18 protein-coding genes and 1 pseudogene are annotated in these 21,046 nt (G+C 39.9%); 6 read left to right on the top strand and 13 right to left on the bottom strand.

Features of this window, described 5'->3' with window-relative positions:
• Positions 1 to 434 precede the first annotated feature (434 nt).
• On the top strand, positions 435 to 884 hold the full coding sequence (locus tag FCR06_RS18140) for an Hsp20/alpha crystallin family protein (protein ID WP_138502131.1): 450 nt from the start codon (positions 435 to 437) through the stop codon (positions 882 to 884).
• 150 nt (positions 885 to 1,034) lie between these two features.
• Here the strand turns inward: FCR06_RS18140 and FCR06_RS18135 are convergent, their stop codons facing one another.
• Complete coding sequence (locus tag FCR06_RS18135; RefSeq protein ID WP_138502129.1) at positions 1,035 to 1,532, bottom strand: hypothetical protein; 498 nt, start codon at positions 1,530 to 1,532, stop codon at positions 1,035 to 1,037.
• A gap of 65 nt (positions 1,533 to 1,597) precedes the next feature.
• Here FCR06_RS18135 and FCR06_RS18130 point away from each other — a divergent pair, with 65 nt between their 5' ends.
• Together FCR06_RS18130 and FCR06_RS18125 are read left to right on the top strand one after the other, a co-directional pair.
• On the top strand, positions 1,598 to 3,145 hold the full coding sequence (locus FCR06_RS18130; RefSeq protein WP_138502127.1) for an FAD-binding domain-containing protein: 1,548 nt from the start codon (positions 1,598 to 1,600) through the stop codon (positions 3,143 to 3,145).
• 561 nt (positions 3,146 to 3,706) lie between these two features.
• Complete coding sequence (locus FCR06_RS18125; RefSeq protein WP_138502125.1) at positions 3,707 to 3,964, top strand: hypothetical protein; 258 nt, start codon at positions 3,707 to 3,709, stop codon at positions 3,962 to 3,964.
• Between the two features lie 63 nt (positions 3,965 to 4,027).
• Here FCR06_RS18125 and FCR06_RS32775 read toward each other — a convergent pair whose 3' ends face one another.
• Together FCR06_RS32775 and FCR06_RS18120 are read right to left on the bottom strand one after the other, a co-directional pair.
• The gene (locus tag FCR06_RS32775) at positions 4,028 to 4,189 is read right to left on the bottom strand and encodes a hypothetical protein (protein ID WP_189523479.1); all 162 of its coding nucleotides are present in this window, start codon (positions 4,187 to 4,189) and stop codon (positions 4,028 to 4,030) included.
• A gap of 36 nt (positions 4,190 to 4,225) precedes the next feature.
• Positions 4,226 to 4,462 (bottom strand): annotated as a pseudogene (locus FCR06_RS18120) (magnesium transporter); the annotation flags it as partial.
• A 953-nt stretch (positions 4,463 to 5,415) separates the two neighbouring features.
• On the opposite strand from FCR06_RS18120, the gene FCR06_RS18115 reads away from it, so the two are divergent.
• Positions 5,416 to 8,517: a PA14 domain-containing protein gene (locus FCR06_RS18115; RefSeq protein WP_138502123.1), complete on the top strand. Its 3,102-nt coding sequence runs from the start codon at positions 5,416 to 5,418 to the stop codon at positions 8,515 to 8,517.
• Positions 8,518 to 8,575: 58 nt separating this feature from the next.
• Here the strand turns inward: FCR06_RS18115 and FCR06_RS18110 are convergent, their stop codons facing one another.
• From FCR06_RS18110 to FCR06_RS18105, 3 genes are all read right to left on the bottom strand, one after another.
• Complete coding sequence (locus FCR06_RS18110; protein ID WP_138502121.1) at positions 8,576 to 10,126, bottom strand: mercuric reductase; 1,551 nt, start codon at positions 10,124 to 10,126, stop codon at positions 8,576 to 8,578.
• A gap of 349 nt (positions 10,127 to 10,475) precedes the next feature.
• Complete coding sequence (locus FCR06_RS32770; RefSeq protein ID WP_189523478.1) at positions 10,476 to 10,619, bottom strand: hypothetical protein; 144 nt, start codon at positions 10,617 to 10,619, stop codon at positions 10,476 to 10,478.
• Positions 10,616 to 11,017, bottom strand: coding sequence for a CU044_2847 family protein (locus tag FCR06_RS18105; protein WP_138502119.1), 402 nt, complete (start codon positions 11,015 to 11,017; stop codon positions 10,616 to 10,618). The genes FCR06_RS32770 and FCR06_RS18105 overlap by 4 nt, the downstream gene beginning before the upstream one ends.
• A 135-nt stretch (positions 11,018 to 11,152) precedes the next feature.
• On the opposite strand from FCR06_RS18105, the gene FCR06_RS18100 reads away from it, so the two are divergent.
• Entirely contained in the window at positions 11,153 to 13,843 is a 2,691-nt protein-coding gene (locus FCR06_RS18100; protein ID WP_138502117.1) for a pentapeptide repeat-containing protein, read from the top strand.
• Between the two features lie 400 nt (positions 13,844 to 14,243).
• Here the strand turns inward: FCR06_RS18100 and FCR06_RS32760 are convergent, their stop codons facing one another.
• The 5 genes from FCR06_RS32760 to FCR06_RS18080 all read right to left on the bottom strand — a co-directional run bounded on the left by FCR06_RS32760 (position 14,244) and on the right by FCR06_RS18080 (position 17,324).
• Positions 14,244 to 14,393: a hypothetical protein gene (locus FCR06_RS32760; RefSeq protein ID WP_189523476.1), complete on the bottom strand. Its 150-nt coding sequence runs from the start codon at positions 14,391 to 14,393 to the stop codon at positions 14,244 to 14,246.
• A 141-nt stretch (positions 14,394 to 14,534) separates the two neighbouring features.
• Positions 14,535 to 14,714: a hypothetical protein gene (locus FCR06_RS18095; RefSeq protein ID WP_138502115.1), complete on the bottom strand. Its 180-nt coding sequence runs from the start codon at positions 14,712 to 14,714 to the stop codon at positions 14,535 to 14,537.
• 211 nt (positions 14,715 to 14,925) lie between these two features.
• Positions 14,926 to 15,528 (bottom strand): hypothetical protein, encoded by a 603-nt coding sequence (locus FCR06_RS18090; protein ID WP_138502113.1) that lies wholly within the window; start codon positions 15,526 to 15,528, stop codon positions 14,926 to 14,928.
• 44 nt (positions 15,529 to 15,572) lie between these two features.
• A complete protein-coding gene (locus FCR06_RS18085) occupies positions 15,573 to 16,598 on the bottom strand; it encodes a glucokinase (protein WP_138502111.1) in 1,026 nt (341 codons plus the stop codon).
• Between the two features lie 78 nt (positions 16,599 to 16,676).
• Positions 16,677 to 17,324: a histidine phosphatase family protein gene (locus FCR06_RS18080; RefSeq protein WP_138502109.1), complete on the bottom strand. Its 648-nt coding sequence runs from the start codon at positions 17,322 to 17,324 to the stop codon at positions 16,677 to 16,679.
• Between the two features lie 603 nt (positions 17,325 to 17,927).
• On the opposite strand from FCR06_RS18080, the gene FCR06_RS18075 reads away from it, so the two are divergent.
• Entirely contained in the window at positions 17,928 to 18,548 is a 621-nt protein-coding gene (locus FCR06_RS18075) for a CP12 domain-containing protein (RefSeq protein WP_189523475.1), read from the top strand.
• A gap of 125 nt (positions 18,549 to 18,673) precedes the next feature.
• Here FCR06_RS18075 and FCR06_RS18070 read toward each other — a convergent pair whose 3' ends face one another.
• On the bottom strand, positions 18,674 to 19,789 hold the full coding sequence (locus tag FCR06_RS18070; RefSeq protein WP_138502313.1) for an LptF/LptG family permease: 1,116 nt from the start codon (positions 19,787 to 19,789) through the stop codon (positions 18,674 to 18,676).
• Positions 19,790 to 20,296: 507 nt separating this feature from the next.
• A complete protein-coding gene (gene lptB / locus FCR06_RS18065) occupies positions 20,297 to 21,025 on the bottom strand; it encodes an LPS export ABC transporter ATP-binding protein (RefSeq protein ID WP_138502107.1) in 729 nt (242 codons plus the stop codon).
• Positions 21,026 to 21,046 lie beyond the last annotated feature (21 nt).

Below are 21,046 nucleotides of genomic sequence, written 5' to 3'. Positions count from 1 at the left end.
CACGCAAAGGCGCAGAGGCGCACAGAGAAATACAAGAGTGTAGTCTAAATACATGAAAACTGTTGTAAGGGTGATGGGGAGATCAGGATATGGGGACAGGAATTGAGCAATTAAGCAACAATCCAAAATATGCAAGTTAAATATGGAACAGCTTACCAATTCAAAATTAATTTTCGAAAGTTCTGACTCTATTGCAACGAAGTGAAAACCTTTATATTACTGTATTCTTAATATTTATAGGGTTTACCGAACCAATAATATTACAGTTTTCTACACCTAATAATCTGCCAAATAAATTTGGCGGTAATCATCAATTATTAGGTGAAACAACCGAACGGACAATCTTATTAGTTTTTCATAAGATGGTAATCAAAGCAAGGAATTAAATCCTAAGTTCTTGAGCAAACTACTACTGATACGAAGGATAAATTAATATGTTAGTTCGTTACAACCCCTGGCAAGAATTGAACGCTTTAGAACGTCACATCAACGGCTTACTTGGAGATACCAGAGTACCATCTGCACGGTTTGAAAAAGACTTAATCAAAGTTCCGGCTGCTGAACTACAAGAAACTGATGATACGATTCATCTCAAGCTAGAACTGCCAGGACTAGATGCTAAAGACTTGGATATCCAAGTCACCGAAGATGCTGTTCACATTAGTGGTGAGCGCAAGTCTGAAACTAAAACAGAAAACAAGGGCACTACCAAGAGCGAATTCTACTATGGAAAATTCCAACGTGTAATTCCTCTGAAAACTAGAATTCAAAATACTAATGTCACCGCAGATTATAAAGACGGCATTTTGAATTTAACATTGCCAAAAACTGAGCAAGAAAAGAACAAAGTTGTCAAAGTTAATCTGGAACAACCTACTGCCTAATGGCTGATGATCAGACTATTCAACCTCCAATAATTGATTGAGACAGCTAAAAGCCCAGTTATAAGATGACTGGGCTTTTTTGTATGCGATGTCTACGTGAATGTGCGATCGCTTTCCCGTTTTCCTCTCACAATAGGAGCGATCGCATCCCTACAGCTGCTCCATCTTAATCCCTGGTACTTCCATCATTACTGTCGTAATCGGCACAAGTCGCCCCATAGTTGTATAATAACTAATCCCCGCTGGTGTTGTTGTGGCACGCTCTCGAAACCGCTTCATCGTGATCTGAAACCACTCTCGCGTTTTTGGCATCGGTAGCTTGTAGAGTTGACGAGTATTCACAAAGTAATAAAATAGCCAATCTGCCTCAGTGTACATGAAGCAGCCAGGAGTTCCCTTTTCTAGGTTGCTATGAGTTTCAAAAAACAAGTTACGAGTTTTGTTCCACCTATCGCCTTTAATTTCAATCAAAATTTTATCCGTTTGCGTTGTCCAAATCAGGTCAATATCTCTGTATTGGTAGTTGGGGTCATTTTCAACATTGTTGACGCTGATGGTTTCTGGCTTTCCCCATAACCACGCCTCAATGTCAGTAGCCGCCTGATTGGCTACCTGCACTCCATCATCCATACTGTAGGCATAGGTCATGGTTCTAGTTCCATTATTCCAATTAGTTAGTACAATTGTATTATAAAGATAGAGAAAATCAAGCTATGCACCTTCTGTGGTTTCGCCGAGACCTACGTTTGGCAGACAACGAAATTGTCGCCTTATCATCTGCCAATAATGCCGCAGTTTTACCGTTCTTTATCATCGACCCTTGGTTTTATCAGTGGGTTGATGTAGGTAAAGCACGGGTGCGGTTTTTATTTGAGTCTTTAGAGAATTTAGATAATAACCTTCAGCAATTAGGTAGCAAATTAATATTTTTTGAAGGTAATTCTGTAGAAATACTACAAGAGTTAACCAAACAATTAATACAGCAGGGATATAAACCAAAGCTTTTTTTTAATCGTGATGTACAAGTTGAGTATGGTATTAATCGAGATACAACTATAATTAATTTTTATCAAGCATTAAATCTTGAATATCATCTCGGACTCAATAACTTTTTACAATCCCAAGATAATCGTGAGCAGTGGTTTAACGAGTATTACACATATCAAAGACAATCTATTTACCCAACTCCTACTAAAATTAATCCTGTATTACTTTCATTAAATGTACCTCAAATTACCTTGACTGAACTTAAACAGAAATATCGAGCTTTTTGGCAAACAGAACAAATATATTTTAGTGGTGGAGAAACCCAGGCAGAAGCTACATTAAATTCATTTATTAAAAGTAGATTCAATGGTTATCATTGGAAACTTTCACGCCCTTGGCTAGCACAGCAAGGTGCAACATCGCATTTATCACCATATCTAACTTTTGGTACAATTTCAACTCGTATTGTTTACCAACGTACTAAAGCACGAGCCGCAGAGCTTATAAATCAGCCGAAGGCAGAATTTTCATTAAAAGCTTTTCGCGACCGTCTACGCTGGCACGATAGTTTTACACAGCGCCTTTATTTTTACCCAGAAATAGCTTACAAAAATCGCTATCCAGAATTTGATCAATGGTATACACCTCTAGATTTACCACCAGAAAAGCAAGAACTATTTCATGGTTGGCAAGAGGGATTAACAGGCTTTCCTCTAATAGATGCCAGTATGCGACAACTAAAAACTATGGGTTGGATGAATTTTCGCACCAGGGCGATGTGTGCCACATTTTTAACTATCAATTGTGGTATTTCTTGGCATCATGGTGCTAGACACTACATGAACTATTTAGTAGATGGAGATTTAGCAATTGATAATTGGCAGTGGCAGATGCAATCAGGTGTTACTAATCCTTTAAGTGATACTTTTCGGATTTACAACCCAAACAAAAACATTCCAGAAAAAGACCCAGACCTGAAATTTATTTATTATTGGATTGGCGAACTAAAAGGTTATAGTCTTCCAGAAATTATTGAAGGTAAATATATTGGTATTAGTTCTTATCCAGAAACTATTTTAGATTGGGCTAAAACCCGCAAAATTAATGGTAAAATCATCTCTGACTTGCGAAAAAAAGTCAGAGAAAGGTTAATTCGCGAAGGTGGAACAGAATATGGAAGTGCAGTTGCAGCTAAAGAAACAGTAAATAAATACTGGCAGCATAAAGATAGGCAGTACAAAAAATTCAAAGAATTAGAGGCAGAATTAGAGTAGTGAAATAGAATTGTCTGCAAAAAAAAGTAAAATCCCTACCGTGAAGATAGAGGACATCATAGAACAATTAACATAAAATAAGTAACCGTGCATAATTAGTGCAAAAATCAGATTTATCGCCCTTGATAAAAAGATTATTAGCGCTATAGCCATTATTTATCTGGACATTTAATCATCTGGAAACTGCCAGTGCGATATATGATCAATTAGAACGACCCGGACAACCAAAAGAAGTTGCACCCAGCTGTGTATATTTAGCATCAGATGACGCTTCTTAGGTTTCGGGTCAAGTGTTACATGTTAATGGCAAAGATGTTGTCAACGGCTAAATTAAAAAATCGGAAGTCAGGAGTTAGGAGTTAATAGTTGATAGTTTTGGAGTTATGAGTTATAAATTTATAGTTATTAGCTCTTAGCTGCTAAGTCTTAATTTTTAACTGTTAAGTTTTAATTCATATCTGATAATTATACCTTAATATTCCTCCATTTGGAAGATGACTAAATATTGAAATATAGATAATCTGTCTAACAGCAAACATTCAATAAATAACAATTACGTCTATGGCATCTCCTACACCATTGCATGGCAGAGAACTAGTAGATTGTGCTAGAGCAAATGCCAAGCAAGGAATCGAAACTGCTGCTTATCAATGTGGCTATGGTGAAGATCTCAACAAATTTTCACAAGAACTCAGACAAGCTTGCGAGGAAATGAATTTACAAGTAAAGGAGCTTAGCGAACTAATTACTGACCAAGATTCGCTCCTAGAATTAGGTACTGGCGAAATTGTTGCTCCAGATACGGCATCTGAATTGTAAAAGTTGATGATTTGTCCTTTGTCATTAGTCATTTGGACTTTGCAAATAACAAATGACTAATGATTATAACTTTAAAACGAATCGTGCGAAATTAAAGTAAATTAAAACGCCTAGTACAGCACCTGCGATCGCTTCTTGCCGAGTTACCTGCAACGAGCCAACCGAGCAAATTTCATCGGTGTTCATCCCGCGAATTACACAACCATAAAACCCGCTTGCGAGCAACTTTTAATAAATTTGTTTGAAAATATTGATTTACCGATAAACCTCAATCGCTTCATCCTTAGAAAGCAAGCGAAAAGCCAAAGCGTGCATTACTTCTGGTAAACCTTCAATTGCCTCCGCAATATCAGCTGGCTGCACAGGTACAAGAATAGCTTTTACTCCCTGCAAGTCCCCTGCCTCTAACAGCATTTGCAGCTGAGTCCTCACTAAATCCCGCAATTGCCTGCGTGAGAGGTTTTGGAGGGTAGAGTTTAAATTGTTTGTTTCAGTCAAAGTTCACTTTCCTCAGCCTAGTTTGAATAAGGTTGCTGCCATTAGTCTAGGGGAAAGTGGGGTTATACAACGTCAAACTTGTGATTTTTCCAAGTTTAATTAATTTAAAATTTTTGAAAACTTTTATTAATTAGTTACAAATGATAACAATATTATTAAGTAAATACTYTATTTATACTAATTATTGTAACAAAGTTTTAAATTGATAATCAAAATAAAGTAAGTAATAAATACCACTTTTTAAAATCTTTAAATATGCAAAGTTTTCTTTATAAGATTTTTATATAATCACGATATAGAAAGAAAAAAACATGAGATTATTCTGTATGTCGGTAATTTTTATTTAGAAATCATCAAAACTTTCATATACCTTTAAAAATTTATATTGAATGTAAATATTTAAACAAAGTTGCACCAAATAGATAGACATAACACGGTGATATAGTGTGAAATGTTTAATTGATTAATTAAAGAGGTACACTTAAGTACATAAAGTGAGGAATTAAACGCTACTTACGTATATACATATTTTAAGCAGTTGTTAGACATCAGATAAGTTATTAAGTTTTCAAATGGTGATTTATATTTGTTAAATATCAAATTGAACCAACTGAATTACACATCTCACAAACTTTGAAATTTACAGATACAAAACAAAGCTTGATTAGAGTTAACATGCCCTAAATTAATTCTGCTATTAGTCGAGATATAAAATAATATGTCAAGCCATATTATTTTATTCTTACATTGATATAAATAGGCAGCAAAGTAGTAAACTAAATGGGCGAAATAATAGATAGAAAAATGTGTATCAGCGTTCATTAATATAGTATTAATAAATAAATTAGATTAGAAACGTCACAGATTTTCTTTCCAAAAATTCAATTTAAAACTACCCATCAAGCAATTGATCGTGGCATTAGTTTTAGCTCTCTTGTAAGGCATATATTTCAATGAATGATTTACAGAATCAAAATCTCAATCAACTCTCGTCAACATCTACAAGTCCAGTAACTGGTGGTCAATCAACTCTAGCAGCCCTAGATCAGGCGCAACCAAGTATATTGGCTCGAGCTAGCAGCGTGCTTTCTCAGGGAGATGGACTCAAAGCAGAGTACTACGACAACGCTGACTTCACCAACTTGAAGGTAACTCGCACAGATGCAAAAGTTGACTTTGGTTGGGGTGATAGTTCTCCAGATCCTTCCATCGAACCAGATACCTTCTCAGTGCGTTGGACAGGTCAAGTAGAAGCTAAGTACAGCGAGAATTACAACTTCTACACCARTAGTGATGATGGYGTGCGACTGTGGGTRAATAAYCAACTGCTGATTGACCACTTTGTCAATCAATCGAACACAGAATACAGTGGCTCAATCAATCTGGTTGCAGGTCAAAAGTACGATATTAAACTGGAGTACTTCGACAATACCTACTCTGCTGTTTCMCGAYTRTCTTGGTCAAGCACCTCTCAGACMAAGGAAATTATTCCTCAGTCTCARCTTTATAGTCAGGTTACACCCACTAATCCACCTGCTGGTAATGGCAACGGACTGCAAGGACAATACTACGACAAYGCTGACTTCACCAACTTGAAAGTAACTCGCACAGATGCGACAGTGGACTTTGGTTGGGGTAGTGGTTCTCCAGTTCCTTCCACCATCGAACCAGAYACCTTCTCAGTGCGTTGGACAGGTCARGTACAAGCTAAGTACAGCGAGAMTTACAACTTCTACACCAGTAGTGATGATGGTGTGCGACTCTGGGTGAATAACCAACTGTTGATTGACCACTTTGTCAATCAATCGAACACAGAATATAGTGGCTCAATCAATTTGGTTGCAGGTCAAAAGTACGATATTAAACTAGAGTACTTCGACAATACCTACTCTGCTGTCTCTCGACTATCTTGGTCAAGCGCTTCTCAGATCAAGGAAATTATTCCTCAGTCTCAACTGTATTCCTCAGCCGTGACTAGCCCAACTACTATCACTTTGAAGCAATCTCCCACTAGTGTGAACGAAGGTGATGGTAGTGTGACCGTTACTGTACTGAGAAGCGGTGATTTAAGTGGTACTTCTTCAATTAAGTATGCTACCTTAGCTAATACTGCAACACCAGGCGATGACTACGGGAATGGTGGTGAGGAAATGGGCGGGACACTCACCTTTGCTCCAGGAGAAAGTAGTAAACAGGTAGCAATTCGGATTATTGACGATTCGTTAGCTGAATCAAATGAAACTTTTAGTATCGCTATCGATCAGCCTGAGGGTGCAACACTAGGATTGGATAGAACTCTGGCAATCACAATTATAGATAATGATAGTCAAGGTCTCAATTTCACTCAGCCAGCAGTTAATGAGAACGATGGTACTGCAACAGTTACAGTTACACGCGGTAATGCTTCGGGAGCCGCTAGTGTAGACTATACAACTGTGGATGGAACTGCTAAAGCTGGATCTGACTATGTGGCTAAAGCTGGAACCTTGAGCTTTGCAGCCGGAGAAACCAGTAAGAGCATTTCTATTAAGATTATAGATGATAACGTCACAGAAGCGGATGAAAAGTTTAATTTGAAGTTTAGTAATGCAGTTGGGGTGTCGCTGCCGATTAATCAGACAAGTGTGACTATTATTGATAATGACACAGGTAACTTTCAGAAAAAGACTGTGGTTTCTGGGTTGGATGGGCCTATAGAGTTTGACTGGTCAGCCGACGATAAGCTGATGTTCATCGCCCAGAAAAATGGGGTGGTGAAAGTGTTCAACACCGCTACAAACGTCTTAGAATCAAAGCCATTTATTGATATTTCTGGAGAAGTAAATAATGTATCCGATCGCGGTTTGCTAGGCATGGCCGTACATCCAGATTTTGGTAAGAGTCCGACTGGTAACAACTATGTTTATCTGTTGTTTACTTACGATCCACCAGAAACGAATCCAAAAAGTGACAAGAATAATGCCAATAGCACCTTAGACAATCCCGATCAGCGAGGTAACCGCGCAGTACGGTTAGTTAGATACACAGCCGACCCCAACACTGGTTACAAAACTGCGATCGCTAACAGTGAATTTATATTACTAGGCAAAAATAGCACTTGGCAGTACATTAGTCACCCAGACGAAGACAGCACACTAGTTGATGCTAGCGATGATACCAATAACGCTGCACCATCAGGTATTGTAAACAAAACCACTGGCAAATTATTTGCTAACGCCCAAGAATATATAAACGCTGTCAAAAACAACAACATCACAAACGTCCAGGATTTTCTGGCCACTGATAGTGCAACTCACACTGGTGGTAGTGTACGCTTTGGTAACGATGGTACACTGTTTGTTAGCCTTGGTGATGGTACTTCTTACAACCGAGCAGACCCTCGAGCCCAACGCGTCCAGGATATCGATAATCTATCTGGTAAAATCTTGCACATTAACGCTATTACTGGTCAGGGTTTATCAAGTAATCCTTTTTACAACGTTAACGACAATAGCATTTACAACAAAGACCTTAACAGCAATCGTTCCAAAGTCTATAACTTAGGTCTGCGTAACCCCTTCCGCTTTACCATAGATCAACGAACTAATATTCCTGTTATCGGTGACACGGGCTGGTACAAATGGGAAGAGGTGGATACTGGTGGACCAGGTAAAAACTTTGGCTGGCCATACTATGAAGGTGGTGTTGATGCAAATGGTAATCTCGTTAACATCAAGCAAAGCGCCTATGCTAATCTTGATGCAGCGAAGAAGTTCTACGCAAGTGGCACAACCGTTACAGCACCAATTTACGCCCACGATCATTCAATCGGTTCCACTTCCACCGGTGTAGGTACTTTTTATACGGGTGGTAGTTTTAACAATGCTTTGTTCATCTTCGATCCCAGTCAGGGAACTATCGATGCTTTAAAATTGGACAGTCAGAACAAAGTTACTTCAGTTACACGGTTTGCTTCTAATTTAGGAGTGCCTGTGGATGTAAGAGCTGGAGATGATGGCAAGTTGTACTACGTAGACTTGATATCAGGTGAGATTGATAGCTGGAAACCTGTTTAAAATCAGTGGGGACTGGGGAACGATTAAAATAATTCTTTCCCAATCCCCAATACCCAATTCAAGATAACATTGTTACAAACCTTAACAATTTTTTAGTAGTTGATGTCAGGAGTGTACGACGATAGGCATCAGCTGCTTTTTTTATTGCTTCGGCTTGAGTAGGATAAGGATGAATCACAGTACTTAACTTACTCAAACCGATTTTATTCACAATTGCTGTAGTCAGTTGTGAGATTATTTCACCTGCATGACGGGCGACAATGGTTGCACCGATAATTTCATCGGCACCTTTTTTGTGGTGGATTTTGAGAAATCCTAACTCTTCACCATCAGCGATCGCTCGGTCTACACTACTAAAAGGAATGGCGATCGTTGTCACTTCAATGCCTAACTTCTGTGCCTCGTGTTCGTACATTCCTACGTGGGCAATTTCCGGGTCGGTATAAGTTACCCAAGGCATTACCAAGCTACTGAGTTTGGTACGTCCGAAGCCAAACGGAGAAAATAAGCTATTTTTAAGCGCAATCTGCGCTCCCGCATCAGCAGCATGAGTAAACTTCCACTTCATGCAGATATCACCAACTGCATAGATTTTGGAATTAGTTGTTTGCAGGTAATCATTCACCTTCACACCTTGGCGCTGATCGTATTCCACACCTGCTGCTTCTAAATTCAGACCTTCGACATTCGGCACACGCCCGGTAGCAACTAAAATCTCATCTACTGTCACAGAATCTCGGTAACTATTGGAGGAAAAGTAAAGCCGTTTACCTTCGGTAACTGTTACCACTTCTTCCAACTTGGAATTCAACACCAAGCGGATTCCTTCACTAATTAAAACCTTTTGCAGAATTTTAGCAGCTTCAGCATCTTCTTTACTGAGGATCTGAGAACCGCTCTGAAAAAGTACCACCTCAGAACCCAAGCGCCGCAAAGCCTGCGCCAATTCGCAACCAACAGGGCCGCCACCAATCACCGCCAAACGTTCTGGCCGTTGAATTAAAGAAAAAACCGTTTCATTGGTGAGGTAACCTGCTTGTTCAAGTCCTGGAATCGTGGGTTGTGCGGCTCTGGCTCCAGTTGCAATTACAGCCTTTTTAAAGTAAAGAGTTTTACCGTCAACTTCCACGGTATTTTTACTTGCAAATCGACCGCTACCCAAGAAAACATCAACCCCCAAATTTTCAAATCGTTCTGCTGAGTGATGATGGCTGATATCAGCTCTTACCCGCCGCACTCTGGCCATGACTGTGGGAAAATCAACATCAATATTATGTTGGGGAATATTAACTCCCAAGTCTTTAGCATTCCAGATTTCACCAACTACGCGAGTAGAGCGAATCATAGTTTTAGATGGTACGCAACCAACATTTAAGCTATCTCCACCCATGAGATGCTTTTCAATTAACGCCACTTTTAAACCCAAATCCAGACCGACTGCACCCGCCGCCACCGCTAATCCCGCCGTCCCAGCACCAATTACTACCAAGTCGTAAACCTTAGCGGGTTGAGGATTAACCCAATTTGGCGGATGGACATAAGATACTAACTTTTGATTATACTCATCCATTGGGCGAACAGTGACTCTCTCGAATTCTGAATTGGTCATTGGCGAAACCTCATTTAAGAATTGAAAATAGTAAAGTCAACTGGCTTTTAAGGGAATTCAAAATTCAAAACCCTGATAAATTTAAATGGCTGAGCCTTTTATTTTTATGCTTGTYTAACAAGAAATACAGCCTTTGAATTGTTTTGTCCGTTTGATAATTGACAGATACTATTGAAGCTTTCCTGTATAAACGTTTTAGCAATCGATAATTTCTCGCAAGCAGTTAAATAGACTACAGTCTGCTATGACGGCTTTTAACGCTTTGGGGACAATTTGCGTGATATAAATGGTAACGGCGACTGTGACTTTCGATAAGTTTTAAAGCATGTTTGAAAAGTCGTAAAGTATACTATAAACCCCTCTCCAAATCTCTCCCCACAACAAAGAGAGGCTTTGAAACTTGACTAGTAGCAATTGTTTCTTTAATATTCCCGGCTTCATTAATAGCCGCAATGATAATATAAATTTTGGCTGCCTCAATATTCTCACTCATGATTGCTGAGTTTTCTTTTCCGGTTGCTCAGGAAATGAACACTCTACTGTTATCTTAAGATTACTTTCAGCCGTACCTTTAGTTATGTAAGGTATGCCTGCTTCACCGCCAACTTTGATGCCAAATTCTAGAGTTACTTTATCAATATTAGCAACAGGGATTTTCTTAAAAGCATTGAGTGAATAAACAGTGTAAGCCCGAATTGTACCTTCAATTGCTTGGAAATTTTGCACTATTTGTTTTTGTGCAGCATCAGCATCCCATCCTTTATCAATTAGTGCTTCTTCTTCTCCCTGTGGAGAAACTTCAATGTTAACTGGTGGTGCATCTATACTATCTGTGGCTTCAATGTAAATAATCGTGCCATCTTCTAAATAGATAGGTGTGAGTTGAGTCATGGAATAAATCTCGTCTAAAAGAATTGCGGGTAGGGTAGCACAGCTGTGCTACCCTACACATTTTTACGGAAAATGCGGTAAATTTCTTGTAGAAGCTGGAAATAATGCGACTAAACTATCATATAGCTTACTAATATGAGTCGAGACGCTTTGGTGGTGGGAATTAATACGTATGACCGCTTAAAGAGTCTTAACGCACCAGATGCGGATGGTGAAGCGATCGCTCAAATTTTACAACAGTACGGCGAATTTCAAGTAACGCGGCTACCAGCAGTCAAAGATAAGGAAAACCAGACAATTCGCATTGGTAAGCAAACTAAAGTTAATTTAACTCAGTTAGAAAAAGCGATCGTCCAATTGTTTAAACCAGATGGTAAACCGCCAGATACGGCGCTGCTGTATTTTTCTGGTCATGGGTTGCGGAAAAATGTCGGAATTCAAGAAGGCTTTTTAGCAACGAGTGAAGTCAACCCCGATGCGGGTAATTGGGGATTATCTCTACAATGGCTGCGGCGACTGCTGCAAGAAAGTGAAGTTAGACAACAAATTGTGATTTTGGATTGCTGCTATAGCGGAGAGGTGCTAAATTTTGCAGAGGCAGATCCAGGTGATCGGGGTAAAGGCAGAGATAGGTGTTTTATTGCGGCTTCTCGTGATTTTGAAGTTGCTTTTGAAGAGATTAACAGCCAACACAGCGTTCTCACTGCTGCACTGCTTCAAGGTTTGGAACCAAAACAAGACCGTTGGGTGAGTAACTACACTTTAGTAGACTTACTCAATCAACAATATCATCCCTTTCCCCAGCGTCCCATTTTTGCTAACTCTGGTGAAGCAATTAATCTCACCCGGAAATGGAATTCTTCTCCTGTGAATTCCACAGTAGAAATATCAGCTATTTGTCCTTACAAAGGATTGTCTTATTTCGATTGCACAGAAGCAGATGCCAAATTATTTTATGGCAGAACAGCGTTAACTGATGAATTTTTAGAAAAAGTGCGATCGGGTAACTTCCTCGCGGTGCTGGGAGCATCAGGAAGTGGCAAATCTAGTGTTATCAGAGCAGGTTTACTTTATCAATTAAAGCTAGGACGTAGGTTATCAGGTAGCGATACTTGGCATTTGAAAATATTTCGCCCAGGGATTAATCCCTTACAAAATTTAGCATTGGCATTTGTAGAATCGGATTTATCAGATATTGAACGCGCCTCACAATTAGCAAAAGCTGAAGAATTAATCGCTAGAGGTGCAGTTGGTTTAGGACAGTTGATTATTGCTAGTAAAACTCAGCGCGTGGTGTTAGTGGTAGACCAGTTTGAAGAAGCTTTTACTCAATGTCAAGACATTACAAAACGACAGCAGTTTTTTGAATGTGTGCTAGGTGCTTTGCAGCGTGATGATAATAAACTGTGTCTAATAATTACAATGCGGGCTGATTTCTTTGGCAAATGTCTGGAACAAGAGTATGGGGGACTAGCTAATAAAATTCAAAAGCATTTAGTAACAGTAACACCGATGAATCGAGAGGAATTAAAAACAGCAATTACCAAACCTGCCCAACAGGTGAATCTAGAAATAGAACCTGAATTAGTTTTTGAAATGATCGCAGATGTAGAGAACTCACTGGGGAGTTTACCATTGTTGCAGTACACACTGACACAACTATGGCAGCAAAGAACTCAGGAAAAGTTAACTCTTATTGCCTATAGCCGATTGGGTAGAGTCAGAGGAACACTGCAAATACGCGCTACAGAAGTTTATAAGTCATTATCACCTGAGGAACAGCAAGCAACAAAGCGGATTTTTTTAGAATTGACGCAGTTGGGAGAAGGAACAGAAGACACGCGCAGACAGGTTTTGCAACGGGATTTAGTCACTTCACAGCATCCAGAAATTTTGATTAATAGAGTAATTCAACAGTTAGCTGATGAAAAATTAGTTGTTACTAGTACGTTAATTGAGAAAGGATTAAGTCCTGGAAAAGTTGCTGTCGTTGATGTTGCCCATGAAACGCTAATTCGCAATTGGCCACTATTACGCAAGTGGATTGAGGAAAGTCGGGATATATTGCGACAAAAGCGGAAAATTGAAGCTGCTGCTGTTGAATGGCGAGATAGAGGCAAGGCAAAGGATTACCTATTTCAGGGAAAACCTTTGAAAGATGCAAAGGTTTTTTACCAAAAGCAAGCTGAACATTTGAGATTATCTAAACAAGCTGAAGATTTTATTGAAGCAAGTGTCAGGCAAAAGCGGAATAATCGCTTTAAGTCCGTTGGATTTTTCTTGATTATTCCCCTGAGTTTATCGGTATATTTGAATATTGTTGAGAAGGAGATTAAAATCAGCAACTCTTGGAAAGACTTTAACAATGTGAAAGGACAAAAGTATCATTGGAAGAGAACTAAAGCATTAGTAGAATTAGTAGAACTTGGTCAAAGTTTAGCTAACAAAGATTTCAGCGACATAGACCTCAGCAATGCCAACCTCAGTAATGCTAACTTCAAAAATGCTAACTTCAAAAATGCTAACCTTACGGGTGTTGAGCTCAGTAATACTGAACTTAGCTATGCCAAGCTAAGCGGTGTCAAGCTCAGTGATGCCAATCTCAGCGATGCCGAGCTTGTCGGTGCTACTCTCAGCAATGCCAATCTCAGCAATGCCAATCTCAGTAATGCCAATCTCAGCAATGCCAATCTCAGCAATGCCAATCTCAGCAATGCCAACAACTTGACTCCTGAGCAAGTTAAATCTGCTAAAAATTGGGAATATGCCAAATATAATCAAGATTTTCGTGCCAAGCTTGGTTTACAACCAGAACCATCTAAGTGATTTTAGTTATCAGTTATCAGTCAATCTGCCATAATATTTTTGGATTAACTGGCTATAAATGTATTTCTCAGCATTATCCTAAACTTTTGCAAGCGATTTATCACAACATCTAATCTAAAAAAATGGTATCAAAGAGCGATCGCTCTTTTCGAGATTGCTTTACTGGCAATGAGTTTTATAATTAAGCGATCCGCAGAGCTAATCTGAGAAAATGGCATCAAAGAGCGATCGTAACGCTCAGAGATTGCTTTGCTGCAATGAGTTTTATAATTAAGCGATCGCACAGCTAGCTAATCTTCAAAAATGGCATCAAAGAGCGATCGCACTTTTCGGAGATTGCTTTGCTGGCAATGGGTTTTTATAATTAAGCGATCGCACTAAACAAAGACGAACCCTGCATCTAGTCTGAAAAAATGGTGTTCAAGAGCGATCGCTCTTTTCGAGATTGCTTTGCTGGCAATGAGTTTTTATAATTAAGCGATCGCACCAAACAAAAATAAACCCCCAAGCCGCTACCGTCAACCCCCAAGCCACTATCGTCAACCCCCAAGCCGCTATCGTCAACCCCTAAGCCGCTATCGTCAACCCCTAAGCCGCTATCGTCAACCCCTAAGCCGCTATCGTCAACCCCTAAGCCGCTATCGTCAACTCTGGATCTAAAATGATTTAGGACTGCTATATTAATTGTTTCTCAAGGGTGTAGGTTTAAATTAGTCTTCTGGTTCACCCAGCGTACCGCTTCAATAGCAGACACGAACCGCATAGATACTTTAAAAACCCGCACTTGTGCCGTATTAGGATCTGTTACTATCAACAACTGCATAGGCTGGACATTACACTCATCAGTCAATTCCGGAACGCGAGCCGTCAAAATCGAATCAGCGGTGGGTATGAATCCTCCGCTGATTGTTCGTTTTACTGCCGTTTGGATAGACTACCAAAGTTATGATTTGGTGAGGGTTTTAAATCGGTTTATTCATTTGCCAGTTGGATAAAATTTAGAATGAATTTTCAACAGCAGTTGTTCATAGGGGAAACCCCTGAGACTGCACTGCCTCCTCCTAACTCCTGAATTATTCAATTCACTTTTTGAAAACTATCTGGAAGGAATTTAAATACCCTGTAATAGTTTTAGCTAACGTCTTTTGCTGTTTTTTCGTCGTTATTGCCATTACTTGATATAGTCTTCCCTCAGCAACATACATTCTACTTTTAGTGATTTTTCCTCCAGAATTGATGTACTCAATTTCTTTGCCGGGATGATTATTTGAACTGCGAATGTCTCGTTGACTAATTAAATTACTTTTCGTCGTTTTGAGAGCCATGTCCCGTGCATTATTAAGTACAGCTTGAGGATCGGTCATTTCTCCATAACTGTAAGGAAAATCATTGTAAGTCACTACATATGCTACTTGCTGTTTTGGTGGTTGAGCGACAAATATTTCTAAGTTAATTTCCCCCATGTAAGTTTTTTGAAATTGTGTATTTCTATTCGGTCTTCCTGGCATCAAAACACTAAAGCGCCCATCTGGAGCAGTAAATAATTTCCATTGTGGCTGTGCAGGTTGAGAAACAGTTGGTTTAGCAACAGCCGTTGGAGCTTTGGGTTGACGCGCCTCGACTAAAACGGAACTACCACAAATAAAGGTAGCAGCGACGAATGACAATAGACTTTTAATTGTCATATTTTTTGCCTTTAAGATGCTAATCTCACTGATGATGCTAGCTGTTATAACCCAGCAGCACATAAAGCAGCACCAATTAGCCCCACTTGCTGGTTAAGAATAATATACACGGGTATATCTTCGAGGAGGGGGCGCATCCTACCCTTTTGGGTGAAATTGAGTAAGAAACCGCTATCTTGAATTAATGGCAGAATTTTGGGTGCAATTCCACCAGCAATGTATAAGCCACCGTAAGGTAGGAGTTTGAGAGCGAGATTTCCGGCTTCTGTACCGTAAGCCTCTATGAATAATTGCAAAGTTTGTTCCGAAAGGCGATCGCGTTTTTCTACTGCTGCTCTACCAATAACAGCACCAGGATCGACACTTCTCTCTTCTTGTCCGGCTTCTTGTTCCCAAGTTCTGACAATTTTGGCAATGTCTGGTGATTCGGTGGCAAATTTGCGATCGCGCAAAAATTGGTAAATTGAGACAATTCCCATTCCCGAAACTACGCGTTCTACAGAAACGCGTTGAATATCATGTTTATTGAGCAGGTATTTCAACAATTGAAACTCAATCTCGTTTCGGGGTGCAAAATCAACGTGTCCCCCTTCTGAGGGAAAGATTTGATGGTTGTTTCCCTGCTTAATTAAAAATCCTTGCCCCAAGCCAGTACCAGCACCAATAATCGCAACAGGAGCTTCCGGTTGCAATTTGCCAGCTTGTAACTGGTGCAAGTCTTGTTTTTGTAAACCTAAAATGCCATAGCCAATAGCGGTGAAGTCGTTAATCAAAGAAATTTGCGGGATACCCAATTCTTCTTGTAGACGTTCGGTATCCAGAAACCAAGCTAAATTAGTCAACTTAGCTGTATTTTTGACAATGGGGCCGGCGATCGCAAAACAAGCTTTATGTGGTATTGATGTGTTAGCTTTAACCAAAAACTGCCGCACTATCGGTACTAAATCTGGAAAATCGCTACTTTGGTAACTTTGCTGATGAATAGTATGTAAGCTTTGTGAGTCTGAGGCTTCAACTAACCGCAAAATAGTTTTCGTACCGCCGATATCTCCTGCAAGTAATAAAGTCATAGAACTTATTCGCAAATTATTTTTTGGAGGATACACCCAACGTAGCGAAAGCCATGATTGCAAATCCAAATTTAGGATTTAAGCAAATCGAATCACTTCTTCTATGTGGGTTAAATGGGAAGTGTCTCCCTTTAGTTCTAATAACCATTCTGGTTCGTCACGTACCACTTTTACCAAAGAACATAAAGAAGCTTTAACTTCTGTTTTGGCAATTTCTCCCACTAACCCCATTGCTGCCCCCAACACGGATGCACCATGTGCTACTAGGAGGATATTGTCTGGAAAAAATTCAGTAGCTAAACATCTAGCAGTTTGTCCAGAACGTTCTCGCACTTTTTGCTGAGTTTCAGGATAATTGGCAGCGATGCGCGGAGTGTAGGCAATGTCAATTCTGTTGAATAATTCTGTTAACGCTGGAGTTGAGAGTCTTTCGGGTTCTTCTGTCATCCAAACTGGATTTAGCCACTCACTCAAGCCTGTTTCGAGTTTGATTGGTAAGTTGAGCACTTGTGCAACTGCATTTGCTGTTTGTACGGTTCGCAAGAAGGGAGAAGCAAAAATATGAGCAATCTTCTCTCCTTTTAAACGCTTTGCTAACTGTTGGGCTTGGATCATACCATCATCAGACAAAGGTGGATCGTAGCGTCGTTCGGCGGTGAGAAACCAATCGGGGTTTACGAAGTCGAGGCGGTTAGCATGTCTTGCGATCCAGACTATTTGACTCATGGGTTTAAATATTCTGGCGAATTCTATTCGCCGCTAAACAAATATAGATATCTGCAAGCAGAGCTGCAAATATTAATATATGACAAAATACGTAATAATTTGTAATAATATTAATTATTTGGAAAACTTATCAGCACCAAAATTTAGCACTAATACCATTTCCCAAAAATAATCATACAGATCCAAACCCCACAACCCAAACTAAATCAGACTTTCTTAATTACGAATTACGTAGCTTGCTTCTCGCCGCAGGCGAGTATTACAAATTACGAATTATGAGGTGGAAAAATGCGATCGCTACGCGAACGCCTTGAGGGCAGGGGAGCAGGGAGCAGGGGGAGAGAAAGTCGTTTTGATGGGCATGAAATTGGATAATTTATTTTCTGGAAGTCCGTTAAAAAAAGAGTATGAATTCGAGCTAGTTTTTAGGCATTGGTCACATTCGATAACATCACGAATTGACAATTGCTCTAAGTTTATTGTTGTAGCTGGGCAAAAATTCAACTTTTTCAGCTTCTAATTAGCAAACTGTGCGCTGCAATGCCTTGATACGCTTCTGAAGGCGTCCTGCGGCACTGTACTATTTTTCAGGAGACTACAGCAATGATGAAAGCTGAAGATATCATGACCAAAAATGTAGTTACCATTCGTGGATCGGCAACTGTTGCTGAAGCGGTGGGGCTGATGAAACAAAAAAGATTGCGTGCGCTAGTTGTGGATCGTCGCCATGACAATGATGCCTATGGGATTGTCACGGAAACAGATATTGTCTATAAAATAACGGCTTACGGTAAAGATCCAAAGCAAGTGCGGGTTTACGAAATTATGAGTAAACCTTGCATTGTGGTAAACCCTGATTTGGGTGTGGAATATGTAGCACGGTTATTTGCTAACACTGGTATTCATCGAGCGCCTGTGATTCAAGGTAAATTGTTGGGTATCATCTCAATTACCGACATTTTGACCAAAAGCGACTTTGTGGAAGCGCCAAAAGTGCTACTACTAGAAGAGAGAATTCAAAAAGCAATTGAACAGGCTCGTGCTATTTGCACTGAACAAGGTGCTTATTCTAAGGCCTGTGCGGCTGCTTGGGATGAGGTAGAAGAACTCCAGGCGGAAGCAGCTCATCAGAAAGCTGAGGGTATGGTGTCAGCTAAAGTGACTTTTGAGAAATATTGCCAGGAAAATCCAGATGCACCAGAATGTCGAAATTATCATCCGTAATTGAGGTGTGGGAAACGGAAACAAGAGGACGCAAAGAGTGGGAGATGCTCTGAGGCGGAGAATTATCAAAATATACTCTCTGTGTTTTATTTCCCCGCGTCAGAGCGTCACCGTGTCCCTGATATTTACCGCTTAGCGACTCGCATCAATAAAAATATACCTATTCCTAAAAAAACAAAGTTGGGTAACCAAGCTCCCATAAAGGGAGAGAGAACACCTGCTTGTCCGATCGCCCCACTAATAAAGAAAATTAAATAATATGAAAAAATCACTATGACGCTAATCCCAAAACTAGTACCTCTGCCGGTGCGCTGGGGTATGCTTCCCATCGCGGCGCCGACTAAGCCAAAAACTACGCACACAAAGGGCAAGGAGATTTTTTGTTGAATCCTGACTTCAAGTTTGCGGATTTTTTGGCGATCGCCACCGAGGCGTTCTACTTCTAGTTGAGCTAACCCTTCACTAATATTCATTTCATCATAGTCCCGGCTTTTTTCTGCCAAAATTAATGGCGTCCGGGGTAGTTGCAATTGTTGATGTTCAAATCTAACGATGTTGCGATAAGAGCGATCGGCAGCCACAAAATAAATTGTGCCGTTATAAAAATCCCAAACATTTTGAGAACCATTCCACTGAGCGGATTCTGATACCACAATTTGATTCAGACCTTTGGTTGAGCGGTCTATAATTGTTAAGCCTGTCATACGCTTACCATCAAATTGGTCCGCGTAAAACAAGCGTGTCAATATCCTATTTCTACTGCCATCGGGCTGCGTAGCATCCTGATATTCAGGATAGAAAATATTTTGCTGTTTAAAAGTTGGCTTGTCTGATTTGAGGGCTTTATCCAGAGTCATTGCTGCTTGGTAATTTGCGGCTGGTGCAATTTGTTCATTAAATATAAATGTCATTGCTGTAACCAGAAGACTTAACATTACAGCAGTTAACACCATGCGATAAACACTCACCCCACAACCACGCAAGGCTACTAGTTCACTCTCACTAGAAAGACGACTGTAGGTCATCAAAGTAGCCAGCAGTGTAGACATGGGGAAGGCTAAAACGATAAAGTTGGGAAACTTTAATAAAAAAACCTGAATAGCAATGTCTACAGGTAGCCCAGATTCGACAATTTTTCTAATTAGATCGAATACAGCATCAATAGTCACACCAATTGAAGAAAAAGCTCCGACACCAAAGAAAAACGGTGGCAACAATTCGCTGCCAAGATAACGATCCATAATCGTAAAAGGCAGCAGCGAATGCAAGCTGTAGAAAGACGTAAATTTCTTTGACATCATAAGCAACTTTAAAAGTTAAATATTAGCAACCCTGGTAAAGTCAAGCATACAGCAGAATTTCAAAGGAGGCAGTGCAGTGTCGGGGTTTCCTCAACTGGAGGAACTGGCGTGTCTCCCCAGAGTGACTGCCGTTTAGAATTCAAGAGTCAGGAGTAAAATAGTTTTCATATCTGATTTTCAAGTTTAAATTCTGTACCCCACTTAGCTATATCTACTGTATTTAGTATCAAAATTTAGTTCAGAATAACTCAAATATTAACTAATAAATTCATCCTCAAAAATGAACAATAAGTTATTATTTTAATTTTTTAACAAAATATAGCAGTTTGTGATTAAATAGAGTACAGTATCTCAGCCTGAAAGCTAAATAGAAAATTTTCTTACTCCTGACTCTTGAATTCACCAATTCATCAATTCTGATTCCTGAATTCAATTGTAATTTTTAATTTAGACTTGAAAGCTATCGCCTAAGTAATATTGCCGCACGAGGGGGTTTTGGTAGAGTTCGTCAGCAGTACCAAACGCGAGAATTTGTCCTTCACGCATGATGTATGCACGGTCAGTAGTGGCCAAGGTTTCGCGGACATTATGATCTGTAATTAAAATACCCATACCGCGATCGCGCAATTGTCCCACAATATGCTGAATTTCTGAGACTGCTATAGGATCGACTCCCGCAAATGGTTCATCCAAAAGTAAAAATTTTGGCCCTTCTCGCCCAGCAGCCAGAGACCTAGCTAATTCAGTCCGGCGTCGCTCACCACCAGAAAGTTGAATTCCTTTACTATTAGCTAATTTTTCCAAGCGAAACTCCCGCAGTAAAGTTGTTAGTCGCCTTGACCACTCCCATCGTGGCACATTAGTTTGCTCTAACACTAATAGAATATTATCTTGTACCGAGAGTTGGCGAAAAATACTTGCTTCTTGTGCTAGATAGCCAATACCCAATCGTGCCCTTTTGTGCATTGGCATTCCTGTAATATCTAGATTACCTAGCCACACTTTTCCTTGATTGGGTTTTTCTAAACCTGTAGCAATATAAAAAGTCGTAGTTTTACCAGCCCCATTGGGACCTAGTAAACCAACGACTTCGCCCTGAGCTACAGAAAGGTTGACACGATTGACAATTACTCGCTTGTTATAAGATTTGTGAATATTCTCTAAAACAATTTTCACGCTACAGGCAGCCTTTCTTTG

This window comes from Nostoc sp. PA-18-2419 (assembly GCF_005869855.1).
Classification (GTDB): Bacteria; Cyanobacteriota; Cyanobacteriia; order Cyanobacteriales; family Nostocaceae; genus Nostoc.
This window is presented reverse-complemented; position numbering and strand designations above follow the sequence as displayed.

Coding starts and splice junctions, on each gene's coding strand:
- FCR06_RS18140 (WP_138502131.1), top strand. CDS start 435: ATGTTAGTTCGTTACAACCCCTGGCAAGAATTGAACGCTTTAGAACGT.
- FCR06_RS18135 (WP_138502129.1), bottom strand. CDS start 1,532: ATGACCTATGCCTACAGTATGGATGATGGAGTGCAGGTAGCCAATCAG.
- FCR06_RS18130 (WP_138502127.1), top strand. CDS start 1,598: ATGCACCTTCTGTGGTTTCGCCGAGACCTACGTTTGGCAGACAACGAA.
- FCR06_RS18125 (WP_138502125.1), top strand. CDS start 3,707: ATGGCATCTCCTACACCATTGCATGGCAGAGAACTAGTAGATTGTGCT.
- FCR06_RS18110 (WP_138502121.1), bottom strand. CDS start 10,126: ATGACCAATTCAGAATTCGAGAGAGTCACTGTTCGCCCAATGGATGAG.
- FCR06_RS32770 (WP_189523478.1), bottom strand. CDS start 10,619: ATGAGTGAGAATATTGAGGCAGCCAAAATTTATATTATCATTGCGGCT.
- FCR06_RS18105 (WP_138502119.1), bottom strand. CDS start 11,017: ATGACTCAACTCACACCTATCTATTTAGAAGATGGCACGATTATTTAC.
- FCR06_RS18100 (WP_138502117.1), top strand. CDS start 11,153: ATGAGTCGAGACGCTTTGGTGGTGGGAATTAATACGTATGACCGCTTA.
- FCR06_RS18090 (WP_138502113.1), bottom strand. CDS start 15,528: ATGACAATTAAAAGTCTATTGTCATTCGTCGCTGCTACCTTTATTTGT.
- FCR06_RS18085 (WP_138502111.1), bottom strand. CDS start 16,598: ATGACTTTATTACTTGCAGGAGATATCGGCGGTACGAAAACTATTTTG.
- FCR06_RS18080 (WP_138502109.1), bottom strand. CDS start 17,324: ATGAGTCAAATAGTCTGGATCGCAAGACATGCTAACCGCCTCGACTTC.
- FCR06_RS18075 (WP_189523475.1), top strand. CDS start 17,928: ATGATGAAAGCTGAAGATATCATGACCAAAAATGTAGTTACCATTCGT.
- FCR06_RS18070 (WP_138502313.1), bottom strand. CDS start 19,789: ATGGATCGTTATCTTGGCAGCGAATTGTTGCCACCGTTTTTCTTTGGT.